The sequence below is a fragment of the Pelomonas sp. Root1444 genome, assembly GCF_001426885.1.
Lineage (GTDB): Bacteria > Pseudomonadota > Gammaproteobacteria > Burkholderiales > Burkholderiaceae_C > Pelomonas.
Map to the genome: position 1 here is coordinate 1,184,821 of NZ_LMFP01000003.1, position 15,975 is coordinate 1,200,795.

Sequence of the window (15,975 nt, forward strand, 5' to 3'; positions counted from 1 at the left end):
CACAATGCCGCCATGGAAGCCTGGCTTGCCCAATTCATCACCGACCTGCTCGCGGCGTTGGCACTGCCGCAGGTCGGCCTGGTGGCCGTCTTCGTCATCGCCTTCGTGTCGGCGACGCTGCTGCCACTGGGCTCGGAACCTGCGGTCTTCCTCGTCGTCAAGGCCGACCCCGGCATGTTCTGGCCCGTCATCGCGGTGGCCACCGTCGGCAACACGCTGGGCGGCGCGGTCTCGTGGTGGATGGGCTATGGCATCGAGCGCGCCGTCGAGGCCGTGAAGCACCATGAGCCCTCACATTCGCGCGCCATGCGCTGGCTGCAGCACTTCGGTCCCAAGGCCTGCGTGATGAGCTGGCTGCCCGTCGTCGGCGACCCCCTGTGCGCCGTGGCGGGCTGGCTGAAGCTGCCGTTCTGGCCCTGCGTGGGCTGGATGGCGCTGGGCAAGTTCATACGTTTCGTCCTCTACACCGCCGCCTTGCTGTGGCTCATCCCGGAGACCTGGTTGCAATGATCACCACCCCCGCCTACCAAGACCTCGCGGCGCGCCAGCAGCGCCTGCATCGCCTTTCGCACCTGCAGGCCATCGCCCAGTGGGACCAGGCCGCCAACATGCCCGCCAAGGGCAACGAGGCGCGCAGCCTGGCGCTGGCCGAGATGGACGGCCTGCTGCACCAACTGGCCACCGACCCGGCGCTGGCCGGCCTGCTCGACACGGCCGCCGCCGAGCCGCTGGACGAAACGCAGCGCGCCAACCTGCGCGAGATCCGCCGCGCCTGGCGGGCCGCCAACGCCCTGCCGCAGGCGCTGGTGGAGGCCAAGAGCCTGGCCAACAACCGCTGCGAGCACGCCTGGCGCACGCAACGCCCGGCCAACGACTGGGCCGGCTTCGCGCCCAACCTGCGCGAGGTGCTGAAGATCGCGCGGCAGGAGGCGGAGTTCCTGTCGCAGAGCGCCGGCCTGTCCAAGTACGACGCACTGCTGGACATGTACGAGCCGGGCATGCGCAGCGCCGACGTCGAACGCGCCTTCGCCCCGCTGCGCCAGTGGCTGCCGGGGCTGATCCGCGACGTCATCGCCAAGCAGTCCACCGAGGCCGTCATCGAACCGGTCGGCCCCTTCCCCGCCGCGGCGCAGAAGGCGCTGGGCCTGGACGCGATGAAGCTGATGGGCTTCGACTTCGCCGCCGGCCGCCTGGACGAGAGCACCCACCCCTTCTGCGGCGGCGTGCCCGAGGACGTGCGCATGACCACGCGCTACCGTGAGGACAACTTCCTGCCCAGCCTCATGGGCACCATCCACGAGACCGGCCACGGCCGCTACGAGCAGGGCCTGCCGCGCGAACTGCTGGGCCAGCCCATCGCCCGCGCCCGCTCCATGGGCATCCATGAAAGCCAGAGCCTCTCGTTCGAAATGCAGCTCGGCAGCCACCCGGCGTTTGCCGGCCTGCTGTCGCCGCTGCTCATCAAGCACTTCGGCGACCAACCCGCCTTCGAGCCCGGCAACCTGCACCGGCTGCTGACCCGCGTGCAGCCGGGCTACATCCGCGTCGACGCCGACGAGGTCACCTACCCCGCCCACATCCTGCTGCGCTTCGACATCGAGCGCGCGTTGATCGAAGGCCAGGCCGAGGTCGACGACATCCCGGCCCTGTGGGACGCCAAGATGGCCGAGCTGCTCGGGCTGGACACGCGCGGCAATTTCAAGGACGGCCCGATGCAGGATGTGCACTGGCCGGCCGGGTTGTTCGGCTACTTCCCCTGCTACACGCTGGGGGCGATGTACGCGGCGCAATGGTTTGCGACGATGCGGGTGCAGCAGGCCGACCTGGACGCCCGCATCGCCCGGGGCGAGTTGGGCGGCGTGTTCGACTGGCTGTCCAGCCATGTCTGGCAGGCGGCCAGCCGCTACGAGACGCCGGAACTCGTGCAGCGCGCCAGCGGCGAGGCGCTGAACCCGGCGCACTTCGAGGCGCACCTGCGCGGCCGGTATCTGGGCGCCTGAGGCCCCTCGCCCGGCGCTTTGCCCGCGATTGCAGACGCCGAGGAGCGAAGCCCCTCGGGGCGGTTCAGGCGTTGGCCGCCGGATCAGCCGGCTGTCGCGGCGTTGGTCTTGGCGCGGTGGATGCGCGCGCTCTGGCGGTTCTCGGCGCGCTGCACGTGCCGCTGCTCGGCAGCGCCGACATGGCCATCCGCAGCGGCGTGCGCCTCGGTACGGTCCACCCGGGCCTGGCCGCGCTCCATGCGGGCGGCGTCGCGCTTCGTCAGCGAGCCGTCGGCCAGGCCGGACTCGATGCGCTTTTCCTGGTTGACGTTGCGCTGCACGTCGGCCTGCATGCGCCGGCTGGAGGCCGACTGCGGGTTGCCATCGACGCCGTTGTACTCGGCCGCCGCGATGTCGCGGCTGGCCTTGTTCTGCGCGGCGCGCAGCTGGCGGCGCTCGGCGGCACTGAGGTGGCCGTCCTTCATGCTTTGGGTCTGCAGCTTGTCGACGCGGGCTTGCTCGCGCTCGAGGGCACCGGCTTCGCGCGTCGTCAGCGTGCCGTCGTGCAAGCCGTTCTCGATGCGCTGTTGCTGGTTGACATCGCGCTGCACGGTGGTCTGCGCGGTGACGGGCGCGGGCGTCTGGGCCATCGCGAAGGGTGTCAGCAGGGCGAGGGCGGCGGAGGCGATCAGGGCGGTCTTCATGTCGAGGTCCTTTCTTTCAGCGGTCAGCGACAGCTGGCCTGCGCATTTCAACGCCCGCGCCATGCCCGGGCTGACGCTCGCCCCGGCCGCTCCGTGAAAGGACGTAACACCGGACAGCTTGCCGACAGCACCCGTGCGCGCCCCAAAAAAATAGGGCCGCTTCTGCGGAAGCGGCCCAAGTTCGGTTCGAACGATCTCTCTTGCAACCAACGGCGCTTCCCCGGCCCCCCGGCCATCTCCGCGCGTGGCACCCGGTGTCTTGTTCTCTCCGGGCTGGGCCGCCGCAACTCGTTGCTGCGACCGTGACGCAATTCTGAGCACCTCGCGCCGCAATCGCATCCCCGCAAGCCAAGGGGAGAGCCCTCCCGCCGTGAACGGATTCACAGCAACAGCGCCAATCTCTCCAGGATCAGCACGGCAAAGAAGGCCAGCGCGGCGATCAGCGTCCATTTCATGATGACCAGCCCCATGCGCCGCCAGCGCGCCTGGCCGGTCGCGATGGCGAAGGCGAAGCAGACGACGGCCGAGAACAGCAGCAGGCCGACCAGGAGGCGGGCGATCATCATGCCGACGCCCTCACCAGGCCGGCGCCAGCTCGGCGAAGCCCTTGGGCGCCGCGCGCTCGTCGTCGAAGGTGACGACCTCGTAGGCCGCCGGGTCGGCCAGCAGCGCGCGCAGCAGCTTGTTGTTCAGCGCATGCCCGCCCTTGAAGGAGGTGTAGGCCGCCAGCAGCGGCATGCCGGCCACCTGCATGTCGCCGATGGCGTCGAGGATCTTGTGCTTGACGAACTCGTCGTCGTAGCGAAGCCCGTCGGCGTTCAGCACCTTGTAGTCGTCCACCACGATGGCGTTGTCCATGGAGCCGCCGAGCGTCAGGCCGCGCGAGCGCATCAGGTCGATGTCGGCCGTCATGCCGAAGGTGCGCGCGCGGGCGATCTCCTTCTTGTAGGTGCCCGATCCCATGTCGAACACGAACTGGCTGCCGGTGGCCGCCACGGCCGGGTTGTCGAACTCGATCTCGAAGCTCAGCGTGTAGCCGTGGTGCGGCTCCAGCTTGGCCCACATCAGCTTCTTGCCCTCGCCCTGGCGCACCTCGACGGGCTTCTTCACGCGCAGGAAACGCTTGGGGGCGTCCTGCATGACGATGCCGGCCGACTGCAGCAGGAAGACGAAGCTGGCGGCCGAGCCGTCCAGCACGGGCACCTCGTCGGCGTTGATGTCGATGATGAGGTTGTCCAGGCCCAGCCCGGCGCAGGCCGACAGCAGGTGCTCGATGGTCTGCACCTTGGGGCCGCCCGGGTCGCCGCCCGGGCTGATGGTGGTGGCCATGCGGGTGTCGCTGACCGACATGACGCCGACCGGGATGTCCACCGGCGGGCACAGGTCGACGCGGCGGAAGACGATGCCGGTGTCGGCGGGCGCCGGGCGCAGCGTCAGCTCGACCTTCTGGCCGCTGTGGATGCCCACGCCGACGGCGCGCGTGATCGACTTCAGGGTGCGTTGCTTGACCATGCCTGGGATTGTCCCAGGATCAGGCCGGATTCCCTCTGTCTACGGGCAATCGCAGCGATAGCCGGGTCCCCATGCCCGGCGTCGAGTCGATGCGCAGCTTGCCGCCCAGCCGCTGGGCACGCTTGATCTGGCTCTTCAGGCCGCGGCCGTGCTGGATGGTCTGCAGGTCGAAGCCGGCGCCGTCGTCCTCGACGCGGATCTCGACATAGCTGCCGTGGTGGCGCGTGACCATGCGCACGCGGCTGGCGCTGGCGTGCTTGAGCACGTTGTTCAGCGCCTCCTGCATCAGCCGCAGCACGTGCAGCGCGTCGGGCGGCTCCAGCCAGGCCAGGGGCGGCAGGTCCTGCACGTCCCATTCGAGCTTGAGCCCGCCGATCTGCAGGCGCTTGCCGAGCCGGTAGCGCATGGTGGCCAGCAGCGAGACAAGGTCGTGGCCGACCGGCTCCAGCGAGTCGATGACCAGGCGCAGGTCATCCACGCATTCGCGCAGCACCTCGACGCATTGTTCGTGCGACATGCTGCCCTGCTCCATCGCAACCAGCGCCGACAGCAGCGACGAGCCCAGGCCGTCGTGCATGTCGGCCATGATGCGCTGGCGCTCCAGCAGCAGCGCCTGCTGGCGTTCGACCTCGCGCAATTGCGCGTTCTGCGCCTGCAGCACCGAGACCTGCTCGTCCAGGTCCTCCTGCAGCTGGCTGTTCTCCGCCTGCACCTGCTCCACCGTGCCGACGTAGCGGCGCTGCACGGCGTGCAGGAAGCTCAGCATGACGGCCAGCGTTGCGAACGGCATCAGGAAGAAATGCTCGGGCCAGGCCCAGCCGGCCAGCACGGCCAGGTCGTGGGCGCCGATCAGCACGCCGATCACCAGCGCCGCGGCCATGAGACGCAGCTCGGGCCGGCGCTCGCGCCAGGCCAGCCACGCCACCCAGGCGGTGCCGACCGCCGCGACGGCGGCCGTCACGGCGTACTGCAGCACCACCATGTCGAGCTGGCGCAGCCACAGCGGCATGCTCAGCACGCTGACGATCAGGACGCTGGCCATCAGCGTCTGCTCCAGCCACTTGGCGCGCCGGCTCGCGAAGCGCAGCGCGAACAGCACAGCCGTCAGCATGACCCAGCCCATGGAAGCATGCGTGGCCCACCAGAACCAGTCCTGCCCCCACTGCGAGACCGGCAGGCTGACGTAGTAGTGCAGGTTGCGCACCAGCCAGGCTGCGGCGCCCAGCGCGAACAGGCCGTAGATGGCTTCGGGCCGGCGCAGCCACAGCGTCAATGCGAACAGGCCCAGCACGGCCAGCGTCAGGCTGACGGCTTGCGGCAGGCCGGTCTGCGCGCGCACTCGCCACAGCCAGCGCTTCTCCAGCTGGTCGCGCGGCCCCACCCAGATGCGCGACACCGCGTGATAGCTCCCGGCCGGCACCGGCAGCGCAACGACCAGCTCCAGCCCCTTGGCTCCCGCGCCCGGCAGGGGCAGCCAGAGGGGCTGCACCCACTGCTCGCGCTCGGCATGCTGGTTGTCCAGCAGCGTCTGCCAGCCTTCGTCGGTGCGCATCAGCACCGCCGCCGACAGCGTCACGAGGCGAGGCAGGTAAAGGCCCAGCGCCTCATCACTGCCCGGCGGGATCTGCAGGCGATACCAGCGCATCTCGTAGCCCCGAACGTCGTTGACCATCGCGACGCCGGGCCGCGGGCGCACGTCGGGCAGGGTCACCGGCCGCCACGCTGCGGCGTCGTCGGGGGGCAGCAGCTCGACCGGCACGTTGAGGCGATCGCCGCCCGCGACGCTGTGGTGGCGCAGCGCCGCCCACCAGGCATCGAGCTGCGTGCGCGTCCATGCGCTGGTGGCCAGCTCTGCGGCCGCGGAGCCGTCGCCGGCCGGCCTGGCGCTGGGCTGCGGCAGGCGCTGCGCCAACACCGGCAGGCAGGCACCCAGGGCCAGCGTCAGCACCCAGGCACGCAGCAGGACGCCCAGCTCAAGCATCCCTATGAAACCTTCTAGGCATTGACATGGGGCGCGAGCATGCCACAGGGGTGCGGCGCCGGGCCAACCGCCCGGGCGGCGGCAGCGACCGTTCAGCCGCCGCCGGCCGGCACGCTCTTGCGCGCCGCATCGCGCAGCTCGCGCGACAGGCCGGTGTCGCCCACCGCGCGCGACAGCAGCAACGCACCGACCAGCGTCGACAGCATGGCCAGCGCCTCCTCGCGCCGCCCGGCGGCGTCGCCCGCGGGCATCTGCGCCTGCAGCGTCGCGACCAGGCTTTCGACGCCGTCGGCGAACACCTCGCGCACCGCCGGCCCGCCGCGCGCCGCGTCGCCCGCCAGCGCCACGAGCCCGCAGCCGGCACCGATGCGGTCGCGGTGGGCGTCTGACAGATAGGCCTTGACCCAGGCTGCGAGGCCGCGGTCGGTCTGCTTCTTCCACTGCTCGCGGTTGGCCTCGAGCGCACGCCGAGTGGCCTGGGCCGCGAGGTCGTCCTTGGACGTGAAGTGGCCGTAGAAGCCGCCGCGCGTCAGGCCCGCGGCCTGCATCAGGTCGTTCAGGCCGATGCCGTCGAAGCCCCGCTCGCGAAACAGCTGGGCGGCGTTGTCGAGGATGCGTTCGCGGTTCTCTTCGGCCTGGGCGCGGCTGACCTTCATCGCGGTCTCCTGGAGGACGGTGTTGACACAGTTTATATGTTGATCGACATTTATATCAATCATGTCAACCGACATGAAACCTGTAGATGACCCACCCATTGCCGAGCCGGCCCACGCGGGTCGGCGCAGCCGCCGCGGAGATCGCCATGCCCCCTGCCCTTGCCGCCCTTGCCCCATCGCTTGCGGCCCATGTCGACGGCCGCCTGGCGGCCGCACGCCACGCCTTCTCGACGCCCGAACGCATTGCCATGAGCGCCGACGACAAGGCCGCACTGGCCCACGCGGCCGAGCCGCCGCTGCGCCACGAGGGCATCAAGCTCGCACGCTGGACGCTGGGCCGCGGCCCGCGCGTCGTCCTCGTGCACGGCTGGAACGGCCGCGGCTCGCAGCTGCTGGGGTTCGCGGGCGCACTGGTCGATGCCGGCTTCTCCGCGACGCTGTTCGACCTGCCGGGCCATGGCGACTCCGGTGGCCATGCGTGCAGCGTCGTGCATGCCGGGCGGGCTCTGCGCTCGCTGCTGGCCGCAACCGGCGAAGTGCATGCCATCGTGGGCCATTCGATGGGCTCGGCGGCGGCGCTGCTGGCCTTCGCGCGCGGAACGCAGGTGCGACGCAGCGTGCATCTGGCCGGCCCATCGTCGCTCACGCCCATGGTCAAGCGGCAGGCCGCAGCGCACGGCCTGGGTCCCGAGGAAGCCGCCGCGTTCGCCGGCTGGGTGGAGGGTTTCATCGGCACGCGGCTGGCCTATGTTGACCTCGACCGGCTGCAGCACGGCCTGCGGCATGCGGGCCTCATCGTCCACGACCCCGAGGACCGCACCGTGCCCTTCGCCGCGTCGCAGGCGCTGCACAAGGCCTGGCCCGGCGCGCGGCTCGAACCGGCCCCGGGGCTCGGGCATCGTCGCCTGGTGGCTGACGCCGACGTCGTCTCGCGCAGTGTGGCGTTCATCGCCGAGGACGCCGCCGCATGAGCAACGCGAGCGCCGTGCCGCGCCCCTGGCTGCTGACGCTGGCCGCGCTGTCGGCACTCGCCACGCTGTCCACCAACATCCTGCTGCCTTCGCTGCCCGTCATCGCGTCGGCGTTGCAGGTCGACGAAGCCGCATTGGCCGCGGCCGTGCTCGGCCTGTTCCTCGCGGTATTCGCGCTCGCCCAGCTCGTCGTCGGGCCGCTGTCGGACCGCCTCGGCCGCCGGCCCGTCGTGCTCGGTGGCCTGGCCATCTTCGTCATCGGCAGCGCGATGTGCGCGGCGGCCGGCGCGCTGCCGCTGCTGCTGGCCGGCCGGGCGCTGCAGGCCATGGGCGTGGCGGCGGCCTCGGTACTGGCGCGTGCCGCCGCGCGCGACCGCTTCGAAGGCGCGCAGCTCGCCGCATTGCTCGGCCGCATCATGGTGGTGATGGCCGCCGCGCCCGGCTTCTCGCCCCTGCTGGGCGGCCTCGTGCAGGCGGCGCTGGGCTGGCGCGCATTGTTCGCCGTGCTGATGGTGGCGGGCCTGGCGCTGGCGGCTGCTTATGTGGGCATCGTCGGCGAGACGCTGCCGGCCGAGCGGCGCCGCCGCCAAAGCGCCGGGGCGTTGGCACGCGGCTACGTCGCGCTGCTGTCCGACCAGCGCTTCATGCGTCCGGCGCTGGCCACCGCGGCCATCCTGGGCGCGCTGTTCGCCTTCTTCGGCACCGCGCCGCTGGTGCTGGCGCGCGACTTCGGCTTCTCGGCGTTGCAGGTGGGCCTGTTCTTCGCGACATCGGTGTTCGTCGTCTTCGCTGCGGGCCGGACGGCGCCGCGCTGGACGGCGCACTGGGGCGCACCCGCCGTGCTGCGCCTCGGCGCGGCGCTGGCCATGCTCGGCGGCGTGGCGATGCTCGCCAGCGGCGCCGCAGGCCTTGCCGGCTTTGTCGTCACGGCCTGCCTCTTCCTGTTCGGCATGGGGCTGGTGTCGCCCACCGGCACGGCGCTGGCGTTGACGCCGTTCGCATCACAGGCCGGCCAGGCCTCGGCGCTGCTGGGTTTCCTGCAGATGGCCGCCGCCGCGCTGCTGACGACGACCGCCGCGACGCTGCCCGGCGCCCGCATGGCAGCGCTGGCGCTGGTGCTGGCAGGCGGCGGTTTGCTGGCCCTGCTTTCGGGCGCCAAGCGCGCGGCCGCAACGGCACGTCCGTCATAGGAGTGGCCGAGAAGCGGCGCGCGTCATCCAGCGCCGGTGACACGAACGCGCAACAGGGCCCCAAATGGCAAAAGGGCGAGCCACAAGGCCCGCCCTTTCATGGAGAGCGGAGATTCAGTCCGCCTGCTTGCGCAGGAAGGCCGGGATCTCGATCTCGTCCATGCCGTTGGACGACAGCGCCTCGACCTTGGCGGCCGCGCTGCCCGAACGGCCATGGCGCCAGACGCTCGGCACGTTGGCATTGGCAAAGTCGCCCAGGCCCAGGCCCACGTTGGCCTGCTGCGCCGCCGGCGCGGCCATCGCGACGGCTTGCGTCAGCACGGGCATGCCGTCGGTGCCGTTGCGCACGACCTGCTGGGTCTGTACCACCTGCAGCGGCGCCTGCTGGCGCGCGCGGCCGGCCGTCAGGCCGGTGGCGATGACGGTCACCCGCAGCTGGTCGCCCAACGACTCGTCGTAGGCCGTGCCGTAGATGATGTGGGCCTCCTCCGACGCGTAGCGCTTGATGGCGTTCATCGCGTTGCGGGACTCGCTCAGCTTGAAGTTGGCGCGGCTCGCGGCGATCAGCACCAGCACACCGCGCGCACCGGACAGGTCGATGCCTTCCAGCAGCGGGCAGGCTACCGCGGCTTCCGCCGCCTTGGTGGCGCGGTCGGGGCCGCCGGCCTGCGCCGTGCCCATCATGGCCTTGCCCGGCTCGCTCATCACGGTCTTGACGTCTTCGAAGTCGACGTTGACCAGGCCGGGGATGTGGATGATGTCCGAAATGCCGCCAACAGCGTTCTTCAACACGTCATTGGCATGCGCGAAGGCCTGATCCTGCGTGACGTCGTCGCCCAGCACGTCCAGCAGCTTGTCGTTCAGCACGACGATCAGCGAGTCGACATTCGCCTCCAGTTCGGCCAGGCCGGCATCGGCCGCCTTGGCGCGGCGGCCGCCTTCGAATTCGAAGGGTTTGGTGACGACACCGACAGTCAGGATGCCCATTTCCTTGGCGACGCGGGCAATCACCGGCGCGGCGCCCGTGCCGGTACCGCCGCCCATGCCGGCGGTGATGAACAGCATATTGGCGCCGGCGATGGATTCGCGAATGCGGGATTCAGCTTCCTCGGCGGCGGAGCGGCCCATTTCGGGTTTGGCGCCGGCGCCGAGACCGGAGGTGCCGAGTTGCAGCAATTGATCCGCCTTGGAGCGGTTCAGCGCTTGCGCATCGGTATTGGCGCAGATGAATTCCACGCCTTGAACGCCCTGGGCGATCATGTGGTCGACAGCGTTGCCGCCGCCACCACCGACCCCGATCACCTTGATTTGGGTGCCTTGGTCAAACTCTTCGATCATCTCGATGGGCATATGAACCTCCTAACTGCTGCAATTGTGCCTTGGCACTGAGTGAATGACTAGTTGCTGAAACAAAAAATCGTGGTTTAGGGGGGTCAAAAATTCCCCATGAACCAATCTTTGACGCGGCCGAGCAGGGTTTGCACCGAGCCGGCCTGCTGCGCCGCCTTGAAACCCCGGCTGCGCGACAGCCGGGCTTCTTCCAGCAAGCCCATCACGGTGGCCGAACGCGGATTGGCCACCATGTCGAAAAGAGCGCCCGAATAGGTCGGCAACCCGCGCCGGACGGGTTTCAGGAAAATATCCTCGGCCAGTTCCACCATGCCGGGCATGACGGCCGAACCGCCGGTCAGCACGATGCCGGAGGACAACAATTCCTCATACCCGCTCTCGCGGATGACCTGGTGCACGAGGGAAAATATTTCCTCGACACGCGGTTCGATCACGCCGGCCAGCGCCTGCTTGGACAGCATGCGGGGGCTGCGGTCACCCAGCCCAGGCACTTCCACCTGGTCGGACGGGTCGGCCAGCAGCTGCTTGGCGACGCCGTACTCGACCTTGATTTCCTCGGCATCCTTGGTCGGCGTGCGCAACGCCATCGCGATATCGCTGGTGATCAGGTCACCGGCGATCGGAATCACAGCGGTATGGCGGATGGAGCCGCCGGTGAATATCGCCACATCGGTCGTGCCGGCGCCGATATCCACCAGGGCCACCCCCAGATCGCGCTCGTCGGCGGTCAACGCGGCATGGCTGGAGGCGCTGGGGTTCAAAACCAGCTGGTCCACCTCCAAACCGCAGCGGCGCACGCATTTGACGATGTTTTCAGCAGCACTTTGCGCGCCGGTCACGATATGGACCTTGACTTCCAGCCGGCCGCCACTCATGCCGATGGGCTCTTTCACCTCATGGCCGTCGATGACGAATTCCTGCGGCTCGACCAGCAGCAGGCGCTGGTCGTTGGGAATATTGATGGCCTTGGCGGTTTCGACGACACGGGTCACATCGACCGGCGTGACCTCCTTGTCGCGCACGATCACCATGCCGGTGGAGTTCTGGCCGCGGATATGGCTGCCGGTGATACCCGTGTAAACCCGGGATATTTTGCAGTCGGCCATCATTTCGGCCTCTTTCAAGGCCTGCTGGATGGACTGCACGGTGGCATCGATATTGACGACCACGCCGCGCTTCAAGCCATGCGACGGCGCCACGCCGAGGCCGGCGATGCGCAATTCACCCCCGGGCAAAACCTCGGCCACGACCGCCATGATCTTGGCGGTTCCAATATCCAGACCGACGACCAGATCCTTGTATTCCTTGGGCATGTCCGTCCTCAGCGTTTTCTATTTGCGGGTTTACCCGGCATTTGTGTCGTCACGCCGCGCAGCTTCACCGCGTAGCCGTCGGCGTGGCGCAGGTCGGCGGACAGCAGCGGGCTGCGGTACTGCGCCGTCACCTGCGTGATGGAGTGGGCGAAGCGGCCGAAGCGCTCGACGACTTCCGGGCCGGCACCGCGGCCGAGTTCCACGACCGCGCCGCTGCCGAAGGTCGCCCGCCAGGAGCCGCGGCCCGACAGGTCCAGCCGTTCGATGCTTTCGCCAAGCTTCTCGGCCGCCGGAGACAGCGCCTGCCACATCTGCAACATGTCGGCGGCGGCGTGCGCGGGGCCGGCCAGCACCGGCAGGTTCTCGTCCTCGACGTCGCCGAGGTTGGCCTGGAAGACTTCGCCGAAGCTGTTGACCAGCGCGCGCTCGGCCGTCGCCTCGGTGGCGGAATCGGCCCCGTCGGTGCGCACCTCCCAGTACGCGGCGGCACGGTGCTCCTGCAGGTTGACCTTGAGCCGCATCGGCCACACGCGTTGCAACTGCGCTTGCCGCACCCATGGCACGGCCTCGAAGGCGGCGCGGCCGTCCCGCAGGTTCATGCTGAGGAAGGAGCCGTGCAGCCGCGGCAGTGCATTGGCGCGCAGCGACGCGACACTGTTGCGGCTGACGTCGCCCTCCACCTGGATGGCGCGGAAGTTGAAGACCGGCAACCGCACCACCCAGCGGATGAAGCCCCACGCCGCCGTGGCCAGCAGCGCCGCGACGAGCAGCGCCGACACCGCATTCATCAGGCGGACGTCGGGCGGCAGCGCAGCGGTGGCGGCTGAGTTCATGAATTCAAGCGCGGTCAAGGCGGGCCTGCGACAGCAGCCACAGGCAGAGATGCGGGTAGTCGATGCCCAGGGCCTGCGCAGCCTTGGGCACCAACGAGTGCGAGGTCATGCCCGGGCTGGTGTTCATTTCCAGCAGGAAGGGCTTCATGTCGGCCTTGCGCAGCATCAGGTCGGCGCGGCCCCAGCCACGGCAGCCGAGCAGCCGGTAGGCGTGCAGCACGAGGCGGCCGATGTCAGCCTCGAGCGCGGCGGGCAGCGAACCGAACAGGTACTGCGTCGTGTCCGTCTCGTACTTGTTCGCGAAGTCGTAGTTGCCGGCCTCGGCGCGGATCTCGATGACCGGCAGCGCGACGGCGCCCTCCCCCTCGCCCAGCACGGCGCAGGTCAGCTCGGGGCCCTCGATGCACTGCTCGAACAGCAGCTCGTCATCGAAGCCCAGCGCCAGCTCGACGGCGCCCTGCATGTCCGAATAGCCCGCGGCCTTGGTGATGCCGATGCTGCTGCCCTCGTGCGGCGGCTTGACGATGACGGGCAGGCCCAGCTCGTCGGGGATCTGGCGGATGCGCTCGCGCGTCAGCTCGGCGCGCGACAGCGCCAGGTACTGCGGCGTCGTCAGGCCCTCGGCGGCCCAGACGCGCTTGGTCATGGTCTTGTCCATCGCGACGCTGGAAGCCGTCACGCCCGAGCCGGTGTAGGGAATGCCCAGCCATTCCAGCGCGCCCTGGATGGTGCCGTCCTCCCCGCCGCGGCCATGCAGCGCGATGAAGGCGCGCGCGAAGCCTTCGTCCTTGAGCGCCTGCAGCGGTCGCTCGGCCGGGTCGAAGGCATGCGCGTCGACGCCGATGGACTGCAGCGCGGCCAGCACGCCGTTGCCGCTCATCAACGACACCGGGCGCTCGGCGCTCGTGCCGCCGAAGAGCACGGCGACGCGGCCGAGGCTCCTGGGGTCGATGTTCAGGTCGATCGCAGAGGTCATGCTGCGCCTCCTTGGAAATGCTGGGCGACGCGCCCCGGCAGGCTGCTCATCGAGCCGGCGCCCATGCCGATGACGACATCGCCGTCTCGGGTGAGTGCGGCCAGCGCGGCCGGCATGTCGGCAACCGCTGCGACGAAGTGCGGCGTGCCGACTGCCCGCGCGAGCGCAGCGCCGGTCGCGCCTTCGATGGGCGCCTCGCCCGCCGAGTACACCTCGGTCAGCAGCACCACATCGGCGCCGCCCATCACGCGCACGAAGTCCGCAAAGCAATCGCGTGTGCGCGTGTAGCGGTGCGGCTGGAAGGCCAGCACCAGCCGCCGGCCGGGGTAGGCGCCGCGCGCTGCGGCGAGCACCGCGGCCATCTCGACCGGGTGGTGGCCGTAGTCGTCGATCAGCACGAAGCGGCCGCCATCGGCCGCCGGCCATTCGCCATGCTTCTCGAAACGGCGGCCGACGCCTGAGAAGTTGGCCAGCGCCTTGAGGATGTCGGCATCCGCGCAGTCCAGCTCGGTCGCGATGGCGATGGCGGCGAGCGCGTTGCGCACGTTGTGCTCGCCGGCCAGGTTGAGCAGCACGGCGATGTCCTCGGCGCCCTCGCGCTGGCAGGTGAAGCGCATCTGTGCGCCGGGCAACGCCTGCACGTCGACCGCCCGCACGCTGACGCCGTCAGACAGGCCGTAGCTGACGACCGGCCGCTCGATGCGGCCGAGGATGGCGCGCACGCCCGGGTCGTCCGCGCAGACCACGGCCGCGCCGTAGAACGGCATGCGATGCAGGAACTCGACGAAGGCGCCGTGCAGCTTCTCGACGGAGTGGCCGTACGTGTCCATGTGGTCCTCGTCGATGTTGGTGACGACGGACAGCACGGGGCTGAGCTTCAGGAAGGAGGCGTCGCTCTCGTCGGCCTCGACGACGATGAACTCGCCCTGGCCCAGGCGCGAGTTGGCGCCCGCGGCATTGAGCTTGCCGCCGATGACGAAGGTCGGGTCCAGGCCCGCCTCCACCAGGATGGCGGTGACCAGCGAGGTCGTCGTCGTCTTGCCATGCGTGCCGGCGATGGCAATGCCGCGGCGCAGCCGCATCAGCTCGGCCAGCATGACGGCACGCGGCACGACCGGCACCTGCCGGCCACGGGCGGCCTGCACCTCGGGGTTGTCCGCAGCCACCGCCGTGCTGGTGACCAGCGCCTGGGCATCGCCGATGTTGGGCGCCGCATGCCCGATCTCGACGCGCAGGCCCAAAGCGCGCAGCCGCTGCGTCGTCGCGCTCTCGACGGCATCCGACCCGCTGACCGTGAAGCCCAGGTTGTGCAGGATCTCGGCGATGCCGCTCATGCCGGCGCCGCCGATGCCCACGAAATGCAGCCGTTGAACCGCGTGCTTCACTTCAACATTCCTTCGATTTCATCGGCCACTCGTGCAGCCGCCCGGGGCCGCGCGAGGGATCGGGCCTTCTCGCCCATCGCGAGCAGGGCGTTGCGGTCCAGGCCGCCCAGCAATTCGTGGAGGCTGGCCGGCGTCAGCTCCGTCTGCGGCAGGTGGATGGCCGCGCCGTGCTGGGCCATGAAGATGGCGTTGTCGCGCTGGTGCGAGGTGGTGCTCACCACGAGCGGCACCAGCACAGCCGCGCAGCCGGCCGCGCACAGCTCGCTGACGGTGATGGCGCCGGCGCGGCAGACGACCACGTCGGCCCAGGCCAGCGCCGTGGCCATGTCGTCGATGAAGGGCCGCACCTCGGCCGTCAGGCCGGCGTCGGTGTAGGCCTGCCAGACGGCGCCGAGGTGGTCCTGGCCGGACTGGTGCAGCACCTGCGGCCGCTGCTCTTCGGGCCACAACGCCAGCGCTTCGGGCAAGGCCTGGTTGAGCGCACGCGCGCCCAGCGAGCCGCCCAGCACCAGCAGGCGCAGCGGTCCGATGCGGTTGGCCATGCGCTCGGCCGGCAGCGGCAGCTCTTCGATCTCGGCGCGCACCGGGTTGCCGCTGACGACGGCGCCACGCGTGGAGGCCGCCGCCGCGCCGTCGAAGCCGAAGGCGATGCGGCGTGCGAAGGGCTTCAGCGCCAGGTTGCTCTTCAGCATCGCGGCGTCGGCATTGACCAGCATCAGCGGCCGGCCGGTCAGCGCTGCAGTGAGGCCGGCAGGCACGCAGACGTAGCCGCCCATGCCCAGCACGGCCGTCGCGTGGCGCTGTGCATAGACGCGCTTGGCCTGGCCCAGGGACTTGAAGAAGCCGACGATGCCGCGCAGCGTGTGCTTCAACCCCTTGCCGCGCAGCCCCGCGAAGGGCAGCGCATCCAGTTCGATGCCGCGCGCCGGCACCAGGCGGTTCTCCATGCCATGCGGCGTGCCGATCCACGACACCGTCCAGCCGCGGCGCTGCATCTCTTCGGCCACGGCGAGCCCGGGAATGACGTGGCCGCCGGTGCCGGCGGCCATGACGATCAGATGCCGCGTCATGACCTGCCCCCGCGCATCATTTGCCGGTTCTGGTGCCCGCCGGTCGCTGGCGCTC

General features: G+C 69.9%; 15 protein-coding genes. 4 read left to right on the top strand and 11 right to left on the bottom strand.

Going from position 1 to position 15,975, the window contains the following annotated elements; all coding sequences use genetic code 11:
- Positions 1 to 12 precede the first annotated feature (12 nt).
- Positions 13 to 510 (top strand): YqaA family protein, encoded by a 498-nt coding sequence (locus tag ASD35_RS08205; protein ID WP_056874362.1) that lies wholly within the window; start codon positions 13 to 15, stop codon positions 508 to 510.
- Positions 507 to 2,000 (top strand): carboxypeptidase M32, encoded by a 1,494-nt coding sequence (locus ASD35_RS08210; protein WP_056874363.1) that lies wholly within the window; start codon positions 507 to 509, stop codon positions 1,998 to 2,000. The genes ASD35_RS08205 and ASD35_RS08210 overlap by 4 nt, the downstream gene beginning before the upstream one ends.
- An 83-nt stretch (positions 2,001 to 2,083) precedes the next feature.
- Here the strand turns inward: ASD35_RS08210 and ASD35_RS08215 are convergent, their stop codons facing one another.
- The 5 genes from ASD35_RS08215 to ASD35_RS08235 form a co-directional block, all read right to left on the bottom strand.
- Positions 2,084 to 2,683, bottom strand: a complete 600-nt coding sequence (locus ASD35_RS08215) for a hypothetical protein (RefSeq protein ID WP_056874648.1) — start codon at positions 2,681 to 2,683, stop codon at positions 2,084 to 2,086.
- Positions 2,684 to 3,063: 380 nt separating this feature from the next.
- Positions 3,064 to 3,249, bottom strand: coding sequence for a hypothetical protein (locus tag ASD35_RS08220; protein WP_056874364.1), 186 nt, complete (start codon positions 3,247 to 3,249; stop codon positions 3,064 to 3,066).
- A gap of 10 nt (positions 3,250 to 3,259) precedes the next feature.
- On the bottom strand, positions 3,260 to 4,195 hold the full coding sequence (gene lpxC, locus ASD35_RS08225; protein WP_056874365.1) for a UDP-3-O-acyl-N-acetylglucosamine deacetylase: 936 nt from the start codon (positions 4,193 to 4,195) through the stop codon (positions 3,260 to 3,262).
- Positions 4,196 to 4,214: 19 nt separating this feature from the next.
- Positions 4,215 to 6,176: an ATP-binding protein gene (locus ASD35_RS08230; protein ID WP_056874366.1), complete on the bottom strand. Its 1,962-nt coding sequence runs from the start codon at positions 6,174 to 6,176 to the stop codon at positions 4,215 to 4,217.
- A 92-nt stretch (positions 6,177 to 6,268) separates the two neighbouring features.
- The gene (locus tag ASD35_RS08235) at positions 6,269 to 6,832 is read right to left on the bottom strand and encodes a TetR/AcrR family transcriptional regulator (protein ID WP_056874367.1); all 564 of its coding nucleotides are present in this window, start codon (positions 6,830 to 6,832) and stop codon (positions 6,269 to 6,271) included.
- Between the two features lie 146 nt (positions 6,833 to 6,978).
- Here ASD35_RS08235 and ASD35_RS08240 point away from each other — a divergent pair, with 146 nt between their 5' ends.
- Together ASD35_RS08240 and ASD35_RS08245 are read left to right on the top strand one after the other, a co-directional pair.
- On the top strand, positions 6,979 to 7,803 hold the full coding sequence (locus tag ASD35_RS08240) for an alpha/beta hydrolase (RefSeq protein WP_162254434.1): 825 nt from the start codon (positions 6,979 to 6,981) through the stop codon (positions 7,801 to 7,803).
- Positions 7,800 to 8,993, top strand: a complete 1,194-nt coding sequence (locus tag ASD35_RS08245; protein WP_056874369.1) for a Bcr/CflA family efflux MFS transporter — start codon at positions 7,800 to 7,802, stop codon at positions 8,991 to 8,993. The genes ASD35_RS08240 and ASD35_RS08245 overlap by 4 nt, the downstream gene beginning before the upstream one ends.
- A gap of 114 nt (positions 8,994 to 9,107) precedes the next feature.
- On the opposite strand, the gene ftsZ is transcribed toward ASD35_RS08245, so the two are convergent.
- The 6 genes from ftsZ to murG form a co-directional block, all read right to left on the bottom strand.
- The gene (gene ftsZ / locus ASD35_RS08250) at positions 9,108 to 10,343 is read right to left on the bottom strand and encodes a cell division protein FtsZ (RefSeq protein ID WP_056874370.1); all 1,236 of its coding nucleotides are present in this window, start codon (positions 10,341 to 10,343) and stop codon (positions 9,108 to 9,110) included.
- An 83-nt stretch (positions 10,344 to 10,426) separates the two neighbouring features.
- Positions 10,427 to 11,656, bottom strand: a complete 1,230-nt coding sequence (gene ftsA, locus ASD35_RS08255) for a cell division protein FtsA (RefSeq protein ID WP_056874371.1) — start codon at positions 11,654 to 11,656, stop codon at positions 10,427 to 10,429.
- Positions 11,657 to 11,664: 8 nt separating this feature from the next.
- Positions 11,665 to 12,489, bottom strand: a complete 825-nt coding sequence (locus ASD35_RS08260; RefSeq protein ID WP_056874649.1) for a cell division protein FtsQ/DivIB — start codon at positions 12,487 to 12,489, stop codon at positions 11,665 to 11,667.
- 4 nt (positions 12,490 to 12,493) lie between these two features.
- A complete protein-coding gene (locus ASD35_RS08265) occupies positions 12,494 to 13,465 on the bottom strand; it encodes a D-alanine--D-alanine ligase (protein WP_200956012.1) in 972 nt (323 codons plus the stop codon).
- Positions 13,462 to 14,850, bottom strand: coding sequence for a UDP-N-acetylmuramate--L-alanine ligase (gene murC, locus ASD35_RS08270; RefSeq protein WP_056874372.1), 1,389 nt, complete (start codon positions 14,848 to 14,850; stop codon positions 13,462 to 13,464). Before murC ends, ASD35_RS08265 begins: the two co-directional genes overlap by 4 nt.
- Complete coding sequence (gene murG / locus ASD35_RS08275; protein ID WP_056874373.1) at positions 14,847 to 15,920, bottom strand: undecaprenyldiphospho-muramoylpentapeptide beta-N-acetylglucosaminyltransferase; 1,074 nt, start codon at positions 15,918 to 15,920, stop codon at positions 14,847 to 14,849. Before murG ends, murC begins: the two co-directional genes overlap by 4 nt.
- Between the last annotated feature and the right edge of the window lie 55 nt (positions 15,921 to 15,975).

Excerpts from the sequence above, each read along its gene's own strand:
- ASD35_RS08205 (WP_056874362.1), top strand. The coding sequence starts at position 13 with ATGGAAGCCTGGCTTGCCCAATTCATCACCGACCTGCTCGCGGCGTTG.
- ASD35_RS08210 (WP_056874363.1), top strand. The coding sequence starts at position 507 with ATGATCACCACCCCCGCCTACCAAGACCTCGCGGCGCGCCAGCAGCGC.
- ASD35_RS08215 (WP_056874648.1), bottom strand. The coding sequence starts at position 2,683 with ATGAAGACCGCCCTGATCGCCTCCGCCGCCCTCGCCCTGCTGACACCC.
- ASD35_RS08220 (WP_056874364.1), bottom strand. The coding sequence starts at position 3,249 with ATGATGATCGCCCGCCTCCTGGTCGGCCTGCTGCTGTTCTCGGCCGTC.
- lpxC (WP_056874365.1), bottom strand. The coding sequence starts at position 4,195 with ATGGTCAAGCAACGCACCCTGAAGTCGATCACGCGCGCCGTCGGCGTG.
- ASD35_RS08230 (WP_056874366.1), bottom strand. The coding sequence starts at position 6,176 with ATGCTTGAGCTGGGCGTCCTGCTGCGTGCCTGGGTGCTGACGCTGGCC.
- ASD35_RS08235 (WP_056874367.1), bottom strand. The coding sequence starts at position 6,832 with ATGAAGGTCAGCCGCGCCCAGGCCGAAGAGAACCGCGAACGCATCCTC.
- ASD35_RS08240 (WP_162254434.1), top strand. The coding sequence starts at position 6,979 with ATGCCCCCTGCCCTTGCCGCCCTTGCCCCATCGCTTGCGGCCCATGTC.
- ASD35_RS08245 (WP_056874369.1), top strand. The coding sequence starts at position 7,800 with ATGAGCAACGCGAGCGCCGTGCCGCGCCCCTGGCTGCTGACGCTGGCC.
- ftsZ (WP_056874370.1), bottom strand. The coding sequence starts at position 10,343 with ATGCCCATCGAGATGATCGAAGAGTTTGACCAAGGCACCCAAATCAAG.
- ftsA (WP_056874371.1), bottom strand. The coding sequence starts at position 11,656 with ATGCCCAAGGAATACAAGGATCTGGTCGTCGGTCTGGATATTGGAACC.
- ASD35_RS08260 (WP_056874649.1), bottom strand. The coding sequence starts at position 12,489 with ATGAACTCAGCCGCCACCGCTGCGCTGCCGCCCGACGTCCGCCTGATG.
- ASD35_RS08265 (WP_200956012.1), bottom strand. The coding sequence starts at position 13,465 with ATGACCTCTGCGATCGACCTGAACATCGACCCCAGGAGCCTCGGCCGC.
- murG (WP_056874373.1), bottom strand. The coding sequence starts at position 15,920 with ATGACGCGGCATCTGATCGTCATGGCCGCCGGCACCGGCGGCCACGTC.